12 protein-coding genes are annotated in these 14409 nt (G+C 69.0%); all 12 read left to right on the top strand.

Going from position 1 to position 14409, the window contains the following annotated elements; genetic code table 11:
* The 12 genes from BM362_RS40255 (at nt 1) to BM362_RS40200 (ending at nt 14386) form a co-directional block, all read left to right on the top strand.
* Nucleotides 1-849, top strand: a complete 849-nt coding sequence (locus tag BM362_RS40255; RefSeq protein WP_067585942.1) for an RDD family protein — start codon at nt 1-3, stop codon at nt 847-849.
* Between the two features lie 4 nt (nt 850-853).
* Complete coding sequence (locus tag BM362_RS40250) at nt 854-1999, top strand: DUF2207 domain-containing protein (RefSeq protein ID WP_093576710.1); 1146 nt, start codon at nt 854-856, stop codon at nt 1997-1999.
* Nucleotides 1996-3516, top strand: coding sequence for a DUF2207 family protein (locus BM362_RS40245; protein ID WP_093576709.1), 1521 nt, complete (start codon nt 1996-1998; stop codon nt 3514-3516). The genes BM362_RS40250 and BM362_RS40245 overlap by 4 nt, the downstream gene beginning before the upstream one ends.
* 9 nt (nt 3517-3525) lie before the next feature.
* The gene (locus BM362_RS40240) at nt 3526-4818 is read left to right on the top strand and encodes a M16 family metallopeptidase (protein WP_067585951.1); all 1293 of its coding nucleotides are present in this window, start codon (nt 3526-3528) and stop codon (nt 4816-4818) included.
* Complete coding sequence (locus BM362_RS40235; protein ID WP_067585954.1) at nt 4815-6206, top strand: M16 family metallopeptidase; 1392 nt, start codon at nt 4815-4817, stop codon at nt 6204-6206. Before BM362_RS40240 ends, BM362_RS40235 begins: the two co-directional genes overlap by 4 nt.
* A complete protein-coding gene (nudC, locus tag BM362_RS40230) occupies nt 6206-7213 on the top strand; it encodes an NAD(+) diphosphatase (RefSeq protein WP_067585958.1) in 1008 nt (335 codons plus the stop codon). The genes BM362_RS40235 and nudC overlap by 1 nt, the downstream gene beginning before the upstream one ends.
* Nucleotides 7214-7642: 429 nt before the next feature.
* Nucleotides 7643-8872, top strand: coding sequence for an ROK family transcriptional regulator (locus BM362_RS40225; RefSeq protein ID WP_425285765.1), 1230 nt, complete (start codon nt 7643-7645; stop codon nt 8870-8872).
* A gap of 25 nt (nt 8873-8897) precedes the next feature.
* A complete protein-coding gene (locus tag BM362_RS40220; protein WP_093576708.1) occupies nt 8898-10274 on the top strand; it encodes an extracellular solute-binding protein in 1377 nt (458 codons plus the stop codon).
* On the top strand, nt 10271-11260 hold the full coding sequence (locus BM362_RS40215; protein WP_067585961.1) for a carbohydrate ABC transporter permease: 990 nt from the start codon (nt 10271-10273) through the stop codon (nt 11258-11260). Before BM362_RS40220 ends, BM362_RS40215 begins: the two co-directional genes overlap by 4 nt.
* Complete coding sequence (locus tag BM362_RS40210) at nt 11257-12147, top strand: carbohydrate ABC transporter permease (protein WP_093576707.1); 891 nt, start codon at nt 11257-11259, stop codon at nt 12145-12147. Before BM362_RS40215 ends, BM362_RS40210 begins: the two co-directional genes overlap by 4 nt.
* Nucleotides 12144-13409, top strand: coding sequence for a 6-phospho-beta-glucosidase (locus BM362_RS40205; protein ID WP_093576706.1), 1266 nt, complete (start codon nt 12144-12146; stop codon nt 13407-13409). The genes BM362_RS40210 and BM362_RS40205 overlap by 4 nt, the downstream gene beginning before the upstream one ends.
* On the top strand, nt 13406-14386 hold the full coding sequence (locus BM362_RS40200) for an N-acetylglucosamine kinase (protein WP_093576705.1): 981 nt from the start codon (nt 13406-13408) through the stop codon (nt 14384-14386). The genes BM362_RS40205 and BM362_RS40200 overlap by 4 nt, the downstream gene beginning before the upstream one ends.
* The last annotated feature ends 23 nt before the right edge of the window (nt 14387-14409 follow it).

The raw sequence follows: 14409 nt of genomic DNA, 5'->3' as shown, positions 1-14409 counted from the left end.
GTGCAGGAAGAGTCCGATCTCGTCACCGGTGAGGCTGTCGTCCTCGACCTGCGGGTGGCGAAGCTCGCCAGCCGCGCGGTCGCGATGCTGCTCGACGTCCTCGTCCAGGCCGCGTTGCTGCTGCTCGTGCTCGTCGCGCTGATGCTGACCGCGGGGTCGTTCGACTCGGCGCTCACCATCGCGCTGATGCTGACCACGTTCGTGCTGGTCGTGATCGGCTACCCGGTGCTGTTCGAAACGCTCAGCCGCGGCCGTTCGCTCGGCAAACTCGCACTCGGCCTGCGCGTGGTGCGCCTCGACGGCGGGCCGATCAGCTTCCGGCACGCGCTGACCCGCGCGCTGGCCGGCTTCTTCGTCGACTTCTGGGCGCTCGGCTTCCTCGGCGCGGTGGCCGTCATCGTGTCGCTGACGTCGTCGAACGGCCGCCGCGTCGGCGACTATCTCGCGGGCACCCTGGTGATCCGCGAACGCGTGCCGCAGTCCGCGCGGGCGATTCTCGTGGTGCCGCCCGGTCTGGAGGCGTGGGCCGCGCACTTCGATCTCAGCGGCCTCGCCGACGACCTCGCCATGGCCGCCCGCCAGTACCTCGGCCGCTACCACGAACTGCGCCCGGAAGCGGCCGCGTCGCTCGGCTTCGGCCTGGCGCAGCAGGTTTCCACGGCGATCGGGGTGCCGCTGCCGTACGGGATGCCGCCGTGGGTCTTCCTCACCGCGGTGCTGGCCGAACGCCGCAACCGCGACCACGCCCGGATCGCGCCGATGCACTACGGCCCGCCCTCCTACGCGCCGCCGCCCGTTCCGCCTCCGGCACCGCCGAGGTCCGACAACCCCTTCACTCCGCCGAGCTGAGGACATGCTCGCCGACGACGTCACCGTCACCACTGCGCAGGACGGTCAGCTCACGGTCATCGAGCGCATCGTCACTGACGCCCCAGCCGTTCACCGCATCGCCGAACGTGTGCCGGTCACCGACGACGAGGACCGGCTCTACTCGATCACCGATCTGCAGGTCTCCGGTGCCGCTGCCGCCGACGGAACGACCGTCACCGTCACCGGGCCGGCGACCGTGACGTACACGGTGGACGGTGCGGTCGCGGCTGGGCAGGTCCGGTTTCAGCTCACCGGGGGCTGGGATCGTGCGGTCGACCGGGTCACTGCCGCCTTCAGCGGACCGGATGTGTCCACTGCGGATTGTTACGCCGGTCAGCCGGGATCGTCTCGGCAGTGCACGTTTTCCGAACTCCGGAGCGGGGGAGCGCATGCCGAACAGAACGGTTTGCGCCAAGGGGACCGGATCGATCTGGCGGTCCGGACCGGACCGTTGCCGGAGAACGCCCGGTTTGTCCCGACTGGACCGTTGGCCGCCTTCGCGCCTGGATTTCCGACCATCCTCAGCGGTCTCGCGTTAGTGCTCTACCTGCTCATCGGCGCCAGCGTGCTGCGTCGCCGTGCCAGGCCGCCCGCTCCTGGAGTGCCGCCTGCGTACATCGCGTATGTCGCGCGCGGCGAACTCGACCTCACCGGCACCGTCCTCGACCTCGTCGCGCGGGGTCATCTGCATATCGTCGACGGACAGCTCACCCACAGCGAAGCCGATCCGCTCACGCCGTTCGAGGAGGCGGTCAAGACCGCGTTCCCGCCGGGTCCGCTCGGTGGCGCGCGGCCGGATCAGGCGGAACTGCGCATCCTCCTCGACGCCGAAGCGCATCGCCAGGGCTGGCTGTCGGCAAGGCGATCCCACCTCCGCCGAGCCGGGCTCATCCTGGCCGTTGCGGGCATCGTGACGACAGTCGTGCTCGCCCTCACTGTCGGCGAGGCGCTGATCGGCGTCGCGCTCCTCATCGCTGGACTCGCCACCTTCGTCGCCGCTCCGCTGGTTCAAACCCGCCGTGGCCGCGCGTTGGGGAGCCCGGCGAGGCGGGTCGAATCCCCGCTGGCGGCAGAGATCGACGCGATCCAGGCGATGGCCGAACGACGCTCGGCGGTGTCCGCGCAATGAAACTCGCCGCCCTGCTGTTGATCCCGTTCCTCTCCGTGACACCCGCTGCGGCGCAAGACCAGCCGTCGCTGCCCGGCCTGCCGCAGAGCGTCGAAGTAGCCCTGAAGGTCCAACGCGACGGCAGCCTCTCCGTTACCGAGGCAGTCTCGGTACCGCGCGACACCTCGATGACCCGCACCATCCCGTTACGCGCCAACGACCGCGTGCTCGGCATCCGCGACATCAGCATCGAAGGCGCGGGCAACGCCGAATCCGGCAATGACCAGGTGACCTTCTACCTGCGCGGCGGAACGTCCGTGCTCCGGTACACAGTGGACGGTACGGTCGGCACGAGCCTCGGCGTCGAACACGTGACCTGGGACGTCGCCGGCGGTTGGGACACCCGCCTGGAACTGGTCCGCGCGACCTTCGCCGCGCCCGCCATCCCGGACGCGCTCAGCTGCCTCGCCGGTCCGCCCGATTCGACGACCCGCTGCGGTGTCGCGCAGATCGACCACTCCGGCCTGACCCGCGTCTCGGTGCCGAAGCTCCCGCCCGGCTCCCGCGTACAGCTGACTGCCGAACTCCCCGGCGGTACCGTCGCCGCGACCGAGAAGCTCATCCCCACCGGCCCCTTCGCCGCGACCGCACCAGTGTGGTGGGCATGGCTGGCCTTCGCCGTTCTGTCGATCGCCGGTGCTGTCACGGTGTTCGTACGCCGCCGACGCGACCGACAGCCAGGCCACGCTACCCCCGTACAGCTTCTCGACAATGGCCGCTTCTCTTCGCCAGACGGCGTGCTCCCCGGACACGTAGGACTGCTTCTCACCGGACGCGTCAGCTCCGTCGACCTAGCCGCGACAGTGCTCGACCTATGCGTCCGTAACTACCTATGGGTCAGCGAAGACGGCCCGCGCAACTGGGTCCTCGTGCGCCGCAATCCGCCCGACGAACACCTGACGGCCTTCGAGCGCGCGGTGTACGAAGCCGCCGTGCCCGGCGAAGCCGCGATGCTCGCCGAAGTCCGCGAAGCAGGCGTGCGTGAGCTAGTCACCGACACTGTCCGTCGCGGCTGGCGCTCGCCGAAGCGACTGTCGAAGATCGGCCCGCGGCTATGTGGGTATGGCGTCTTCCTCACCGTCCTGCTGGCCTTCACCGTCGGTTACGCACAACTCGGGTTGGTGCTTCTCGCCACCGGCATCGCGGTGACGGCAGCCGCTCGCTTCCTGCCGGAGCGCACGAAGGCAGGCCTAGACCTTCGGGACCGCCTTCTCGGCCTCAACGCACAGCTGCTCACGACGGAAGCGCCGGACGACGAACTGCTCGTCTCTCGCGTGCTCCCGTACGCGTACGCGCTGGGCGAAGCAGATGCTTGGCTAGTTAACGCTTGTTCGCTGTCGGCGTACTGGTACGGCAGCTCCGGCGAGGACGTCGTGCCGTTGGCGCGGACCAGCGGATTCGTGGTCGCGCTGACCGTCGCGTTCGAGGGCGCGAGGCACCTCCGACCGGACGAGCCCAAGACGCCCGCGCCTGCGTAGGGTGGAGGCATGGCCGATCCCGAGCTCTTCCGTTTCACGATCGACAACGGTCTGCGCGTGGTGCTCGCTCCTGACCCGACCGCGCCGGTGGTCGGGGTCAGCGTGCACTACGACGTGGGCTTCCGTTCCGAGCCGGAGGGGTTGACCGGTTTCGCGCACCTCTTCGAGCACCTGATGTTCCAGGGCAGCGAAAGCCTGGAGAAACTGGCGCATTTCCGGCACGTGCAGTCCAGCGGCGGCACCTTCAACGGTTCCACGCACCCGGACTACACCGACTACTACGAGGTGCTGCCCGCCGCGGCGCTGGAACGCGCGCTGTTCCTCGAAGCCGACCGGATGCGCGCGCCGAAGCTGACCGCGGAGAACCTGGCGAACCAGATCGAGGTCGTCAAGGAGGAAATCCGGCTGAACGTGCGCAACCGGCCGTACGGCGGATTCCCGTGGATCCTGCTGCCGCCGGTGCTGTACTCCACCTTCGCCAACGCGCACGACGGCTACGGCGCCTTCGAAGACCTCGAAGGCGCGACGCTGGACGACTGCGCCGCTTTCTTCGACACCTTCTACTCGCCGGCCAACGCGGTGCTGACCGTCGCGGGCGACTTCGAGGTGGAAGAGGCCAAGGCGCTCGTCCAGAAGCACTTCGGCGACGTCCCGCACCGGCCGGCCCCGGTCCGTCCGTCGTTCGCCGAGCCGCTGCCCACCACGCAGCTGCTCGGCGAGCACACCGACCCGCACGCGCCGCTGCCCGCGCTGGCCGTCGGCTACCGGATGCCGGACCCCGTCAACGACCTCGACGGCTACCTCGCCTACCTGGTGCTGGCGGGCGTGCTCACCGACGGTGACGGCTCGCGGCTGCAGCAGCGGCTGGTGCACGTCGAACCGCTGGTGGTCGACGTCGGCGCCGGAGCCGGGCTGTTCGGCCCGTTCGAGGCCCGCGATCCGGACACGTTCACCATCACCGCGATCCACCCGCCGGACGTGCCGCGCGAGCGCGTGCTGGCCGCGCTGGACGAGGAGCTGGAGAAGCTCGCGTCCACACCGCCGGACGAACAGGAACTGAAGAAGGTCACCGCGCGCTGGGCGGCGAGCCTGCACGCGGAGCACGACCGGCTCGTGTCGCGCACGCTGGCGCTCGGCGCGTTCGAACTGCTCTACGGCGACGCGTCGCTGGTCTACCAGCTCGCCGACCGCCTGTCCGCGGTCTCCGGCGAAGCTGTGTCGGCGGCGGCCAAGGCGCTGCGCCCGGACGCGCGCGCCGTGCTCGTCGTGAAGCCCGCAAGCACCGAAGGGACGGAACAGTGACCTCGGCTGAACAGGTCAAAGCCGCACACCGCAGCGCCGAGGAGATCGGCCGCACCGCCGCCGGACCGCGTCCGCTGCCCGCGCTGGGCCACCAGCGCGCCGCCGCCGATCTGTCCCATGTGGACACCACGCTCTCCAACGGGCTGCGCGTGCTCGCGGTGCGCAAGGCGAGCGTCCCGATGGTCGAACTGCGGCTGTGGATTCCGTTCGCGGGCGAGGACCGGATGCACGCGGCCACCGCGGAGGTGCTCGCGGAGACTGTGCTCACTGGCACCGCGCGGCGCGATCGGGTGGAAATCGACGCGGAGGTCGCGCTGATCGGCGGCGAACTGAGCGCGGGCGTGGACCCGGAGCGGCTGTACTTCGGCGGCACCGCGCTGTCCGAGGGCCTGCCGACGCTGCTGGAGGTGCTCGGCGACGTGCTCACCGGCGCGACGTACAGCGACGCGGAGGTCGCGCGCGAGCGGGAGCGGCTGATCGAGCGCATCGCGGTGTCGCGGACGCAGCCGCGCACCATCGCGCGCGAAGCACTGCAGAAGCACCGGTACGGCGACCACCCGGTGACCCGCGAAGTCCCGCAGGCGGAGGACGTCGCCGAGGTGACCGCCGAGCAGGTGCGCGCGTTGCACACCGCTTCGGTGCTGCCGCGCGGTGCGGTGCTCGTGCTGGTCGGAGACCTTGACCCGCAAGAGGTTCCGGCCGAACTGGAGCGTGCGCTCGGCGGCTGGAAGTCGGATCGTTCGGCCGTGGTGCTGCCGCCGCTGCCCGTGCTGACCGGCGGCAACGTCCTGCTGGTGCCGCGCGCCGGCGCGGTGCAGTCGCAGATCCGGCTGTCCGCGCAGACGGTGCCGCGCGTCGACCCGCGGTACCCGGCGCTGCAGCTGGCGAACCTGGCGTTCGGCGGGTACTTCTCCTCGCGGCTGGTGGAAAACATCCGCGAGGACAAGGGATACACCTACGGCGCGCACTCGGGCTTCGAGTTCACCGGCGACACCGCAGTGGTCAATGTGGACGCGGACACCGCCAACGAGGTCACCGCGGCGGCGTACCTGGAAACCCGCTACGAGCTGTTCCGCCTCGGCACCGTGCCGCCGACGGCCGAAGAGGTCGAATCGGTGCGGCAGTACGCGATGGGCTCGCTCGTCACCGGCACGTCCTCCCAGGGCGGGCTCGCCGGGCAGCTGATGGCGCTGGCGTCGAACGGCCTCGGCATCGAATGGCTGCAGAGCCACCCGGAGCGGCTCGCGGCCGTCACCGCGGAGCAGGTCGCCGAAGCCGCGGCCGAGTTCTTCGCGCCGGGCCGGTTCACCGGCGTCGTGGTCGGCGACGCGGACCTGCTCGCGCCGAAGCTGGCCGCGCTCGGAGTTTCCACCAGCGAGAAGGACTGATGAGCGTTCCGTTCGAGCTAGGGGCACTCCCGACCCTGTCGCGTTCCACAGTGGACCGTCAGGAAACCTTGCGCACCAACCCCGAGCGGCTCGCCGCGAAATGGTCGGAAGCCCGCGTGGTGCTGCTCGACGACACCGGCCGCACGCCGGTCGTCGAGGGCGGCTCCGCGCTGGCCACCCGCAAGGCGATGGACTTCGGCACCGAACCGCCCGCCGACGCGGTGTTCCTCGGCGAGTGGGAGGACGTCGACTACTGGTCGTTGCCCGGCAGCATCGAAGGCGACGTCGACAGTGTGCGGCTGGCGGGCAGCTGGGGCGTGATCGAAGAGGTCCCGCGCGCCAACGGCGAGCTGTGGGTCGAGCTGCGCGGATACGGCGAGCGGTTGGACGACACGTCGGCCGGGCTGTTCACCACCGCGCAGGCACTGCGGCACTGGCGGCGGCGTTCTCGGTTCTGCGCCCGTGACGGCTCGCCGACGCAGCTGATCCAGTTCGGCTGGGCCAGCCGCTGCGAAGCCAAGGGCCACGAGGAATACCCGCGCACCGACCCGGCGGTGATCTGCCTGGTGCACGACCTCGACGGCGTCAACGGTTCGCACGTCCTGCTCGCCCGGCAGCCGATCTGGCCACCGGACCGGTATTCGGTGCTCGCCGGATTCGTGGAGGCGGGGGAGTCCCTGGAGGGCTGCGTCGTCCGCGAAATCCGCGAGGAGGCCGGGATCGAGGTCGGGGACGTGCGGTATCTCGGCAGCCAGCCGTGGCCGTTCCCGCGCTCGATCATGCTGGGCTTCACCGCGCGCGCGGACCGCGACGCGCAGCTGGTCCCGGCGGAGGGTGAGATCGAGGAAGCGCTGTGGGTGTCCCGTGAGGACGTCCGGGCCGCGTTCCGGAACGCCGGGAGCGGCCTGCCGACGCCGATCGCCGGTGGGGCGTCGAATCTGCTGCTGCCCGGGAATTCGTCGATCGCCCGGGTGATGCTGAAGGCATGGGCGGAAGCCGAGGAGTGACGGGCTCGTGAGTGGCGATCCTGGTGAGAACCGGGATCGCCACTCACGACTCTCGCTAGCCCCCGCCCGCACCGGACGCCGGGCCGCCCCTCTCGCTAGCCTCCGCCCGCGCCGGACGCCGGACCGCCCCTCTCGCTAGCCTCCGCCCGCGCCGGACGCCGGACCGCCCCTCTCGCTAGCCTCCGCCCGCACCGGACGCCGGACCACCCGCTCCCTAGCCCCCCCGGCCGCGCCGGACCCCGGACCACCCCTCTCCCCGGTCTGGACCGCGTACGGTCCGCGCTCGCCCGGTCACCCTGCGCCTGGCGCGGACATCCCGCGGTATCAAGCCGTTACCCCGCAGTTTCCCCAGCCCATTGACGCCGTGTGGCCGCGCTCACTACAGTCGCCGAAACCGTCTGTAAAGTTTCCTAATAAAGGAGCGGCCAGGTGCGAGCCGGCAGTCCGCGAACGTTGCGCGAGATGAACGACCGTGCGGCGATTGAGGCGTTGCTGCGGAACGGGCCGCTCACGCGGGCCGAGCTGGAGGCCGCCATCGGGCTGTCCAAACCCGCCACCGCGCAGCTGCTCACCCGCCTTGAGCAGGACAATCTCGTGGGCAAAGCGGGGGAGCGGGCCGGCGGCGGACGCGGGCCGCGCGCGCAACTGTGGGCGGTCAACGGTGCCCTCGCGCACGTCGCGGCCGTCGACCTCACCCCTCGGGTCGCGGACTTCGTGGTCGCCGACGTCGCCGGGGCGGTGCTCGCCGAGTACCGCGTGCAGCTTCCGGTGGCCGAGGACGCGGACGTGGTCGGGTCGTTCGGCCAGGCGCTGCGCCGGGTCACCAAGGCCGCGGGCCTGCGGCTCGACGATCTGGCCAATGTGGTCATCGGCGCGCAGGGCGCGTTCGATCCGCGCACCGGATTGCTGTCCTCGGCCCCGCACATCCCGGGCTGGCTCGGGTTCGACGTGCCGGCGCGGCTGAGCGACGAACTCGGCGTGACGGTCAAGATCGAGAACGACGTAAACCTTGTCGCCGTTGAGGAAATGACGGTCGGCAACGCGCAGGACGTCGACGATTTCGTGCTGGTGTGGCTGTCTGAGGGCGTCGGCGGCGCGGTCGTCATCGGACGGCGGCTGCTGCGCGGCGCGACCGGTGGCGGCGGCGAGATCGACTGGATGCGCGTCCCCGATCCGGCCACTGTGGACACTGGCGACAGCTGGCCCTCGGCCGGGGCCCGGTACGGCAACCTGGTCGACTCCTCGGCGATCGTCCGGCTCGCCAAGGCGCACGGCATCTCCGCGGACAGCGGCTGGGATGCCGTCACGCAAGCGCGTCGCACGGCGCACCAAGGGTTTCTGGACGATCTCGCGCGGCGTGTCGCCAGCGGGGTCGCGAGCCTCGTCGCGGTCGCCGACCCGCAGCTCATCCTGCTCTGCGGTGAGACCAGTCGCGCCGGCGGCGACGAGTTCGCCGGGATCGTCGCGGAGAAACTGCACGAACTTGTCCTGCCTCGCACGCCCGTCGGCGTCGCTTCGGTGCAGGGCAACGCGGTGCGCGCCGGTGCGTTGCAGTCCGCGCTCGCCACCGCCCGTGAGGACGTCTTCGGCGTCGTCACCCCCACGCTCCTCGGGCCGCGTCGGTCCGCCGGAGAGCAAGCCCCGTCCCCGACCGAGTAGACCCACCCGAAGGACAGGAGGGTTCATGTCCGCTCCCACCCGCATCCGGAGAATCGCGCGCAAGCGCGGATCTCTGCTGCTCAGCGCTTTCGCGGCGAGCACGCTGCTGGCGACCGCCGCGTGCGGTGCCGCCGCGCCCGCCGGCGGCGGTGAAGCCGCGGCCCCGCCGAACAAGGACGACAAGCTCACCATTACCGTCTACAGCAAGTTCACCGACCGCGAGTACGGCGTGGTCACGAAGGCGCTGGACAAGCTCAAGGCGAAGTTCCCCACCATCACCATCAAGCACGAGGGGAACCAGGACGACGACAAGCTCACCCAGTCGATCCGCGGCGGCAACCCGCCGGACGTGGCGATCTCGTTCTACACCGACAACCTCGGCGCGTGGTGCTCGACCGGCAGCTTCCAGGACCTGAAGCCCTACATCGAGCGCGACAAGATCGACCTCGAACAGATCCCGCAGGCGGTCCGCGACTACACCTCCTACCAGGGCAAGCGGTGCGCGATGCCGATGCTCGCCGACGTGTACGGGTTCTTTTACAACAAGGCGCAGTTCGCGGCCAAGGGCATCGCCGGCCCGCCGAAGAACACCACGGAACTGTTCGAGGACGTCAAGAAGCTCACCGAGTTCAACCCGGACGGTTCGATCAAGACCGCGGGCTTCCTGCCGTCGATGCCGTTCTACGCCAACCAGGCGCAGTACTGGGCGCCGAACTTCGGGGCCAAGTTCATGGGCCCGGACGGGAAATCGTCGCTCGCTTCCAGCCCTGGCTGGAAAGAGATGTTCCAGTTCCAGAAGAAGCTCATCGACTTCTACGGCGGGCACGAGAAGGTCGAGAAGTTCAAGGCCGGTCTGGGTGACGAGTACTCGAAGGACAACGGTTTCCAGACCGGCAAGCTGTCGATGATCTACGACGGCGAGTTCCGCACCGCGTTCATCAAGGACCAGGTGCCCTCGCTCGACTACGGCACCGCCCCCGCTCCGGTGCTCGACAGCCTGGCCGGGCAGTACGGCGGCGGGTTCGGCACCGGCACGATCATCGCGATCCCGAAGGGCGCGAAGAACCCCGGCGCGGCGTGGGAGCTGATCAAGCAGGCCTCGCTCGACACCGACACCCTCGTCGAGATGGCCAACGGCCTGAACAACGTGCCCAGCACCAAGGATTCGCTGAACTCGCCGAACCTGAAGATGCCGCCGCAGTTCAAGACCTTCACCGACATCTACAACAGCGGCAAGCTGGTCGCCAACCCGACCACGCCGATCGGCGACGCGTTCCTCAAGGCGGTCAACGACTTCGCTGAGAAGTGGCAGGCCGGGTCGGTGCCTGATCTGGACGCGGGCCTGAAGAAGGTCGACGCGCAGATCAACGACGAACTGGCGCAGAAGGGCGCCGGCGGATGACCACGCTGACCGCAGCGGAAACCGGAACCCCTTCCGCGCCGAACCAGGCGCGGAAGGGGTCTCCCCGGGCCAAGCGCAGGCGCACGGTTTTCTGGTTCATGGCGCCGGCGACTCTCGGGTTCCTCGTCTTCTTCGCCTACCCGCTCGGCGCGACGCTGTTCTACTCGTTCACCCGCTACGACCTGATCAACCCTCCACAGTGGATTGGGTTTGACAACTACGTGCGCATGTTCACCAGCGAGCCGCTGGTGAAAACCGCCGCGTACAACACGTTGTGGCTGGTGATCATCCTGACCGTTTGCCGGGTGCTGTTCTCGCTCGGCGTGGCGTCGGTGATCTCGCGGCTGAAGTCGGGCGTCGGCATCGTCCGCACGCTCTGCTACCTGCCCGCGCTCGCCCCGCCTGCGGCCGCGACCCTCGCGTTCGTCTTCGTGTTCAACCCGGAATTCGGCCCGGTGAACCGGTTCCTGCGGCTGGTGGGCATTGACGGCGGATTGTGGTTCAACAGCCCGGAAATGTCGAAGCCCGCGCTGACCCTGCTCGCGCTGTGGGGTTCGGGCGAGCTGATGATCATCATCCTGGCCGCGTTGCTGGACGTTCCGCAGGAGCAGTACGAGGCCGCGGAACTCGACGGGGCCGGTCCGGTGCGCCGGTTCTGGCACGTGACGCTGCCGTCGATCTCGCCGGTGCTGCTGTTCGGCGTGGTCAACTCGATGATCTACGCATTGCAGTTCTTCACCCAAGCGATCGTCGCCGCGTCCGCTTCCGCGGGCACCGCGGACGTCGCGGGGAACTCGAAACTGATCGGTGCGCCGGAGAACTCGACGCTGACCTATCCGATCTGGTTGTACGTACAGGGTTTCCGGTACTTCAACATGGGTTACGCGGCCGCGATGGCAGTGCTGCTGTTCCTGGTGTCGGCCGGGTTCACCTGGATTTTGGTGCGGCAGATGCGGAAGAACCAGCATCAGGAGGAGGGCGCATGACCACGATTTCAGCCCCCGCGCCCCCGGCTCCTCCGGTGCATCCGCGGGAGAAGTTCAAGCGGCGCTGGGACAAAAAACTGTCCTTTGTGGCCACACACGCGGTCGGCATCGCGCTCGGCGTGATCTTCATGCTGCCGCTGCTGTTCGTTTTCCTCACCTCGGTGATGAAGAGCGACCAGGCGATGACGTCCAGCCTGTGGCCGGCCGAATGGCATTTCGAGAACTTCATCGAAGTGTTCAAGAAGGCTCCGCTGCTGGAGTACTTCGGCAACAGCCTGCTGTACTCGGCGCTGGCGACGATCGGTGCGCTGGTCTCGGCGATCCCGGCGGCGTACGGGCTGGCGAAACTGCGGTGGCGCGGGCAGAACCTGTGCTTCATGCTCGTGGTCGTCGCGATGATGCTGCCGCCGCAGGTCACCGTCGTTCCACTGTACGATCTGTGGGTGCGGCTCGGGTTCACCGGCACGCTGGTGCCGCTCATCGTGCCGTACTTCTTCTTCGACGCCTTCTCGATCTTCCTGCTGCGGCAGTTCTTCCTCACCATCCCGAAGGACTATCTCGAAGCGGCGAAGATCGACGGCTGCAACGAGTTCCGGGTGCTCACGCGGGTGCTGATCCCGATGGCGAAGCCGGGGATCGCGGCCACCGCGATGTTCTGCTTCCTGTTCACCTGGAACGACTATTTCGGCCCGCTGCTCTACACGGGCGAGAACAAAGACAACTGGCCGCTTTCACTGGCGATCGCGTCCTTCCGAGGCATGCACCACGTCGAATGGAACCTCACGATGGCCGCCACCGCGCTGATCATGCTGCCGGTGATCGTGCTGTTCGTGTTCGCGCAGAAGTCGTTCGTCAAGGGCATCACGTTCACGGGAGTCAAGGGATGAAACTGGCAGTGGTCGGCGGTGGGTCCACCTACACGCCGGAGCTGATCGACGGCATCGCCGGACGGCGGGCCTCGCTCGACGTCGACGAGATCGTGCTGATCGACCCGGATGCCTACCGGGTCGGAGCGGTCGGCGATTTCAGTCAGCGGCTGCTGAACCACGCGGGGCATCCGGCCCGCGTGCGCACGACGGCGAGTCTGGAGGAAGGCGTCGACGGTGCGTCGGCGGTCCTCATTCAGCTGCGGGTCGGCGGTCAGAAGGCGCGCGCGTCGGACGAGACGTTCCCGCACCTGTGCGGCTGCGTCGGCCAGGAGACGACCGGCGCGGGCGGTTTGGCGAAGGCGCTGCGCACGGTGCCGGTGGTGCTCGACATCGCCGAACGCGTGCGCAAGGTCGCCGGTGACGACACCTGGATCGTCAACTTCACCAACCCGGTCGGAATCGTCACCCGCGCGCTGTTGCAGGAGGGGCACCGTGCGGTCGGCCTGTGCAACGTCGCGATCAACCTGCAGCGCAAGTTCGCGAAGCTGCTCGGCGCTTCGACCGGCGACGTCAAGTTGATCCACACTGGACTGAACCACCTGAGCTGGGAACGCGGCGTCCTGGTCGAGGGCGTCGACCGGCTGCCGGAGCTGCTTGCCCAGCACGCGGAATACCTCGGCGCGGAGGTCAGCGTTCCGGTTGGGTGGATGCAGCGGATGCGGGCCGTGCCGTCGTACTACCTCAAGTACTACTACTCGCACGACGCTCAGGTCGCCAAGCAGCAGACCGAGCGCCCGCGTGCCGAGGTGGTCAGCGACGTCGAGGAAGAACTGCTGAAGATCTATCTCGACCCGGAGCAGGTCACGAAGCCGGAATCGCTGGAGAAGCGCGGCGGCGCGTACTACTCGGAGGCGGCGGTGCAGCTTGTGCACGCGCTCACTTCCGGCGGCGGCGCCGAGGAGCACGTGGTGAACGTCGGCAACAACGGCACGTTCGATTTCCTGCCGGACGACGCGGTGATCGAGGTTTCCTCCACTGTGGATTCCGCGGGCGCGAACCCGATTCCGCAGTCTCCGGTGGACCCGCGATTCGCCGGACTGATCGCCGGGGTCACGGCTTACGAGTACCTGGCTCTGGACGCCGCGATCAAGGGCGGCCGGGACCGGGTCGCGGATGCCCTGCTCGCGCACCCGCTGGTCGGCCAGTACACCAAGGCGGACCAGCTCGCGGACGAACTCGTCGCACGCAACCGGGACTTCCTGCCCTGGGCGCGGGCATGAGCGACACCGTCGTCGCGATCGACGGGGGGAACAGCAAGACCGAGGTGCTGGTCGTTTCGCGGGACGGCGTCGTGCTCGGCGCTTCCCGCGGCCCCGGTGTTTCTCCCCAGCGGGTCGGGGTCGACGGATGCGTTGCCGCGTTGGAAGAATTCGTCCAGAAAGCACTGCACGCTGCTGGGCTGCCTGCGGATCCGCCGTTCGCCGTGCACACCTCGGCCTACCTGGCCGGCCTGGACTTCCCCCGCGAAGAAACGGCGCTGCACAAGGCTTTGTCCGCACGCGGCTGGAGTTCCACTGTGGACGTCGGCAATGACGTTCTCGCGTTGCTGCGGGCCGGAAGTTCCGACGGCACCGGGGTAGCGGTGGTGTGCGGCGCGGGCATCAACGGCGCCGGCTTCGCCCCGGACGGCCGGTCTTACCGTTTCCCCGCGCTGGGCAAGGTGTCGGGCGACTGGGGCGGCGGGTACCGGCTGGGCGAGGAAGCGCTGTGGTGGGCCGTCCGCGCTGAGGACGGCCGCGGTCCGCGGACCGCGCTGGAATCGGCGGTCGCGGAGTACTTCGGTGCCGCGACGCTGCTGGATGTCGTGCAGGGCCTGCACTTCGAGGAGATCGACGCCGCCTCGATCCATGGTCTCTGCCCGCTGTTGTTCGAGGTGGCCGCGGCAGGCGACGAGGTCGCACAGGACGTGGTGACGCGGTTCGCCGAGGAAGTGAGCCTGCTGGTGGCCGCGATCATGCGCCGGTTGGACCTCACGACCTCGGCTCCCGAGGTCATTCTCGGCGGCGGCGTGCTGACCGGGGTAGGCGCTTCCGTGATCGCGGACATCGAACGGCGGTGCCTGAAAGTGGCGCCGCGGGCGCAGGTGCGCGTGGTGGAGGTGAACCCGGTTGTCGGAGCCGCACTGTTCGGTTTGGACAAACTCGGGGCTTCTGACTCCGCGAAAGCCGCGCTGACGGCCGCGACGCAACGCGCGTGAATGTGGGGTGGCTGCTCGAAAGC

Source organism: Amycolatopsis rubida, assembly GCF_900115345.1.
Classification (GTDB): domain Bacteria; phylum Actinomycetota; class Actinomycetes; order Mycobacteriales; family Pseudonocardiaceae; genus Amycolatopsis; species Amycolatopsis rubida.
The sequence above is the reverse complement of the archived record's forward strand: the minus strand, read 5'-3'. Positions and strand labels throughout refer to the sequence as shown.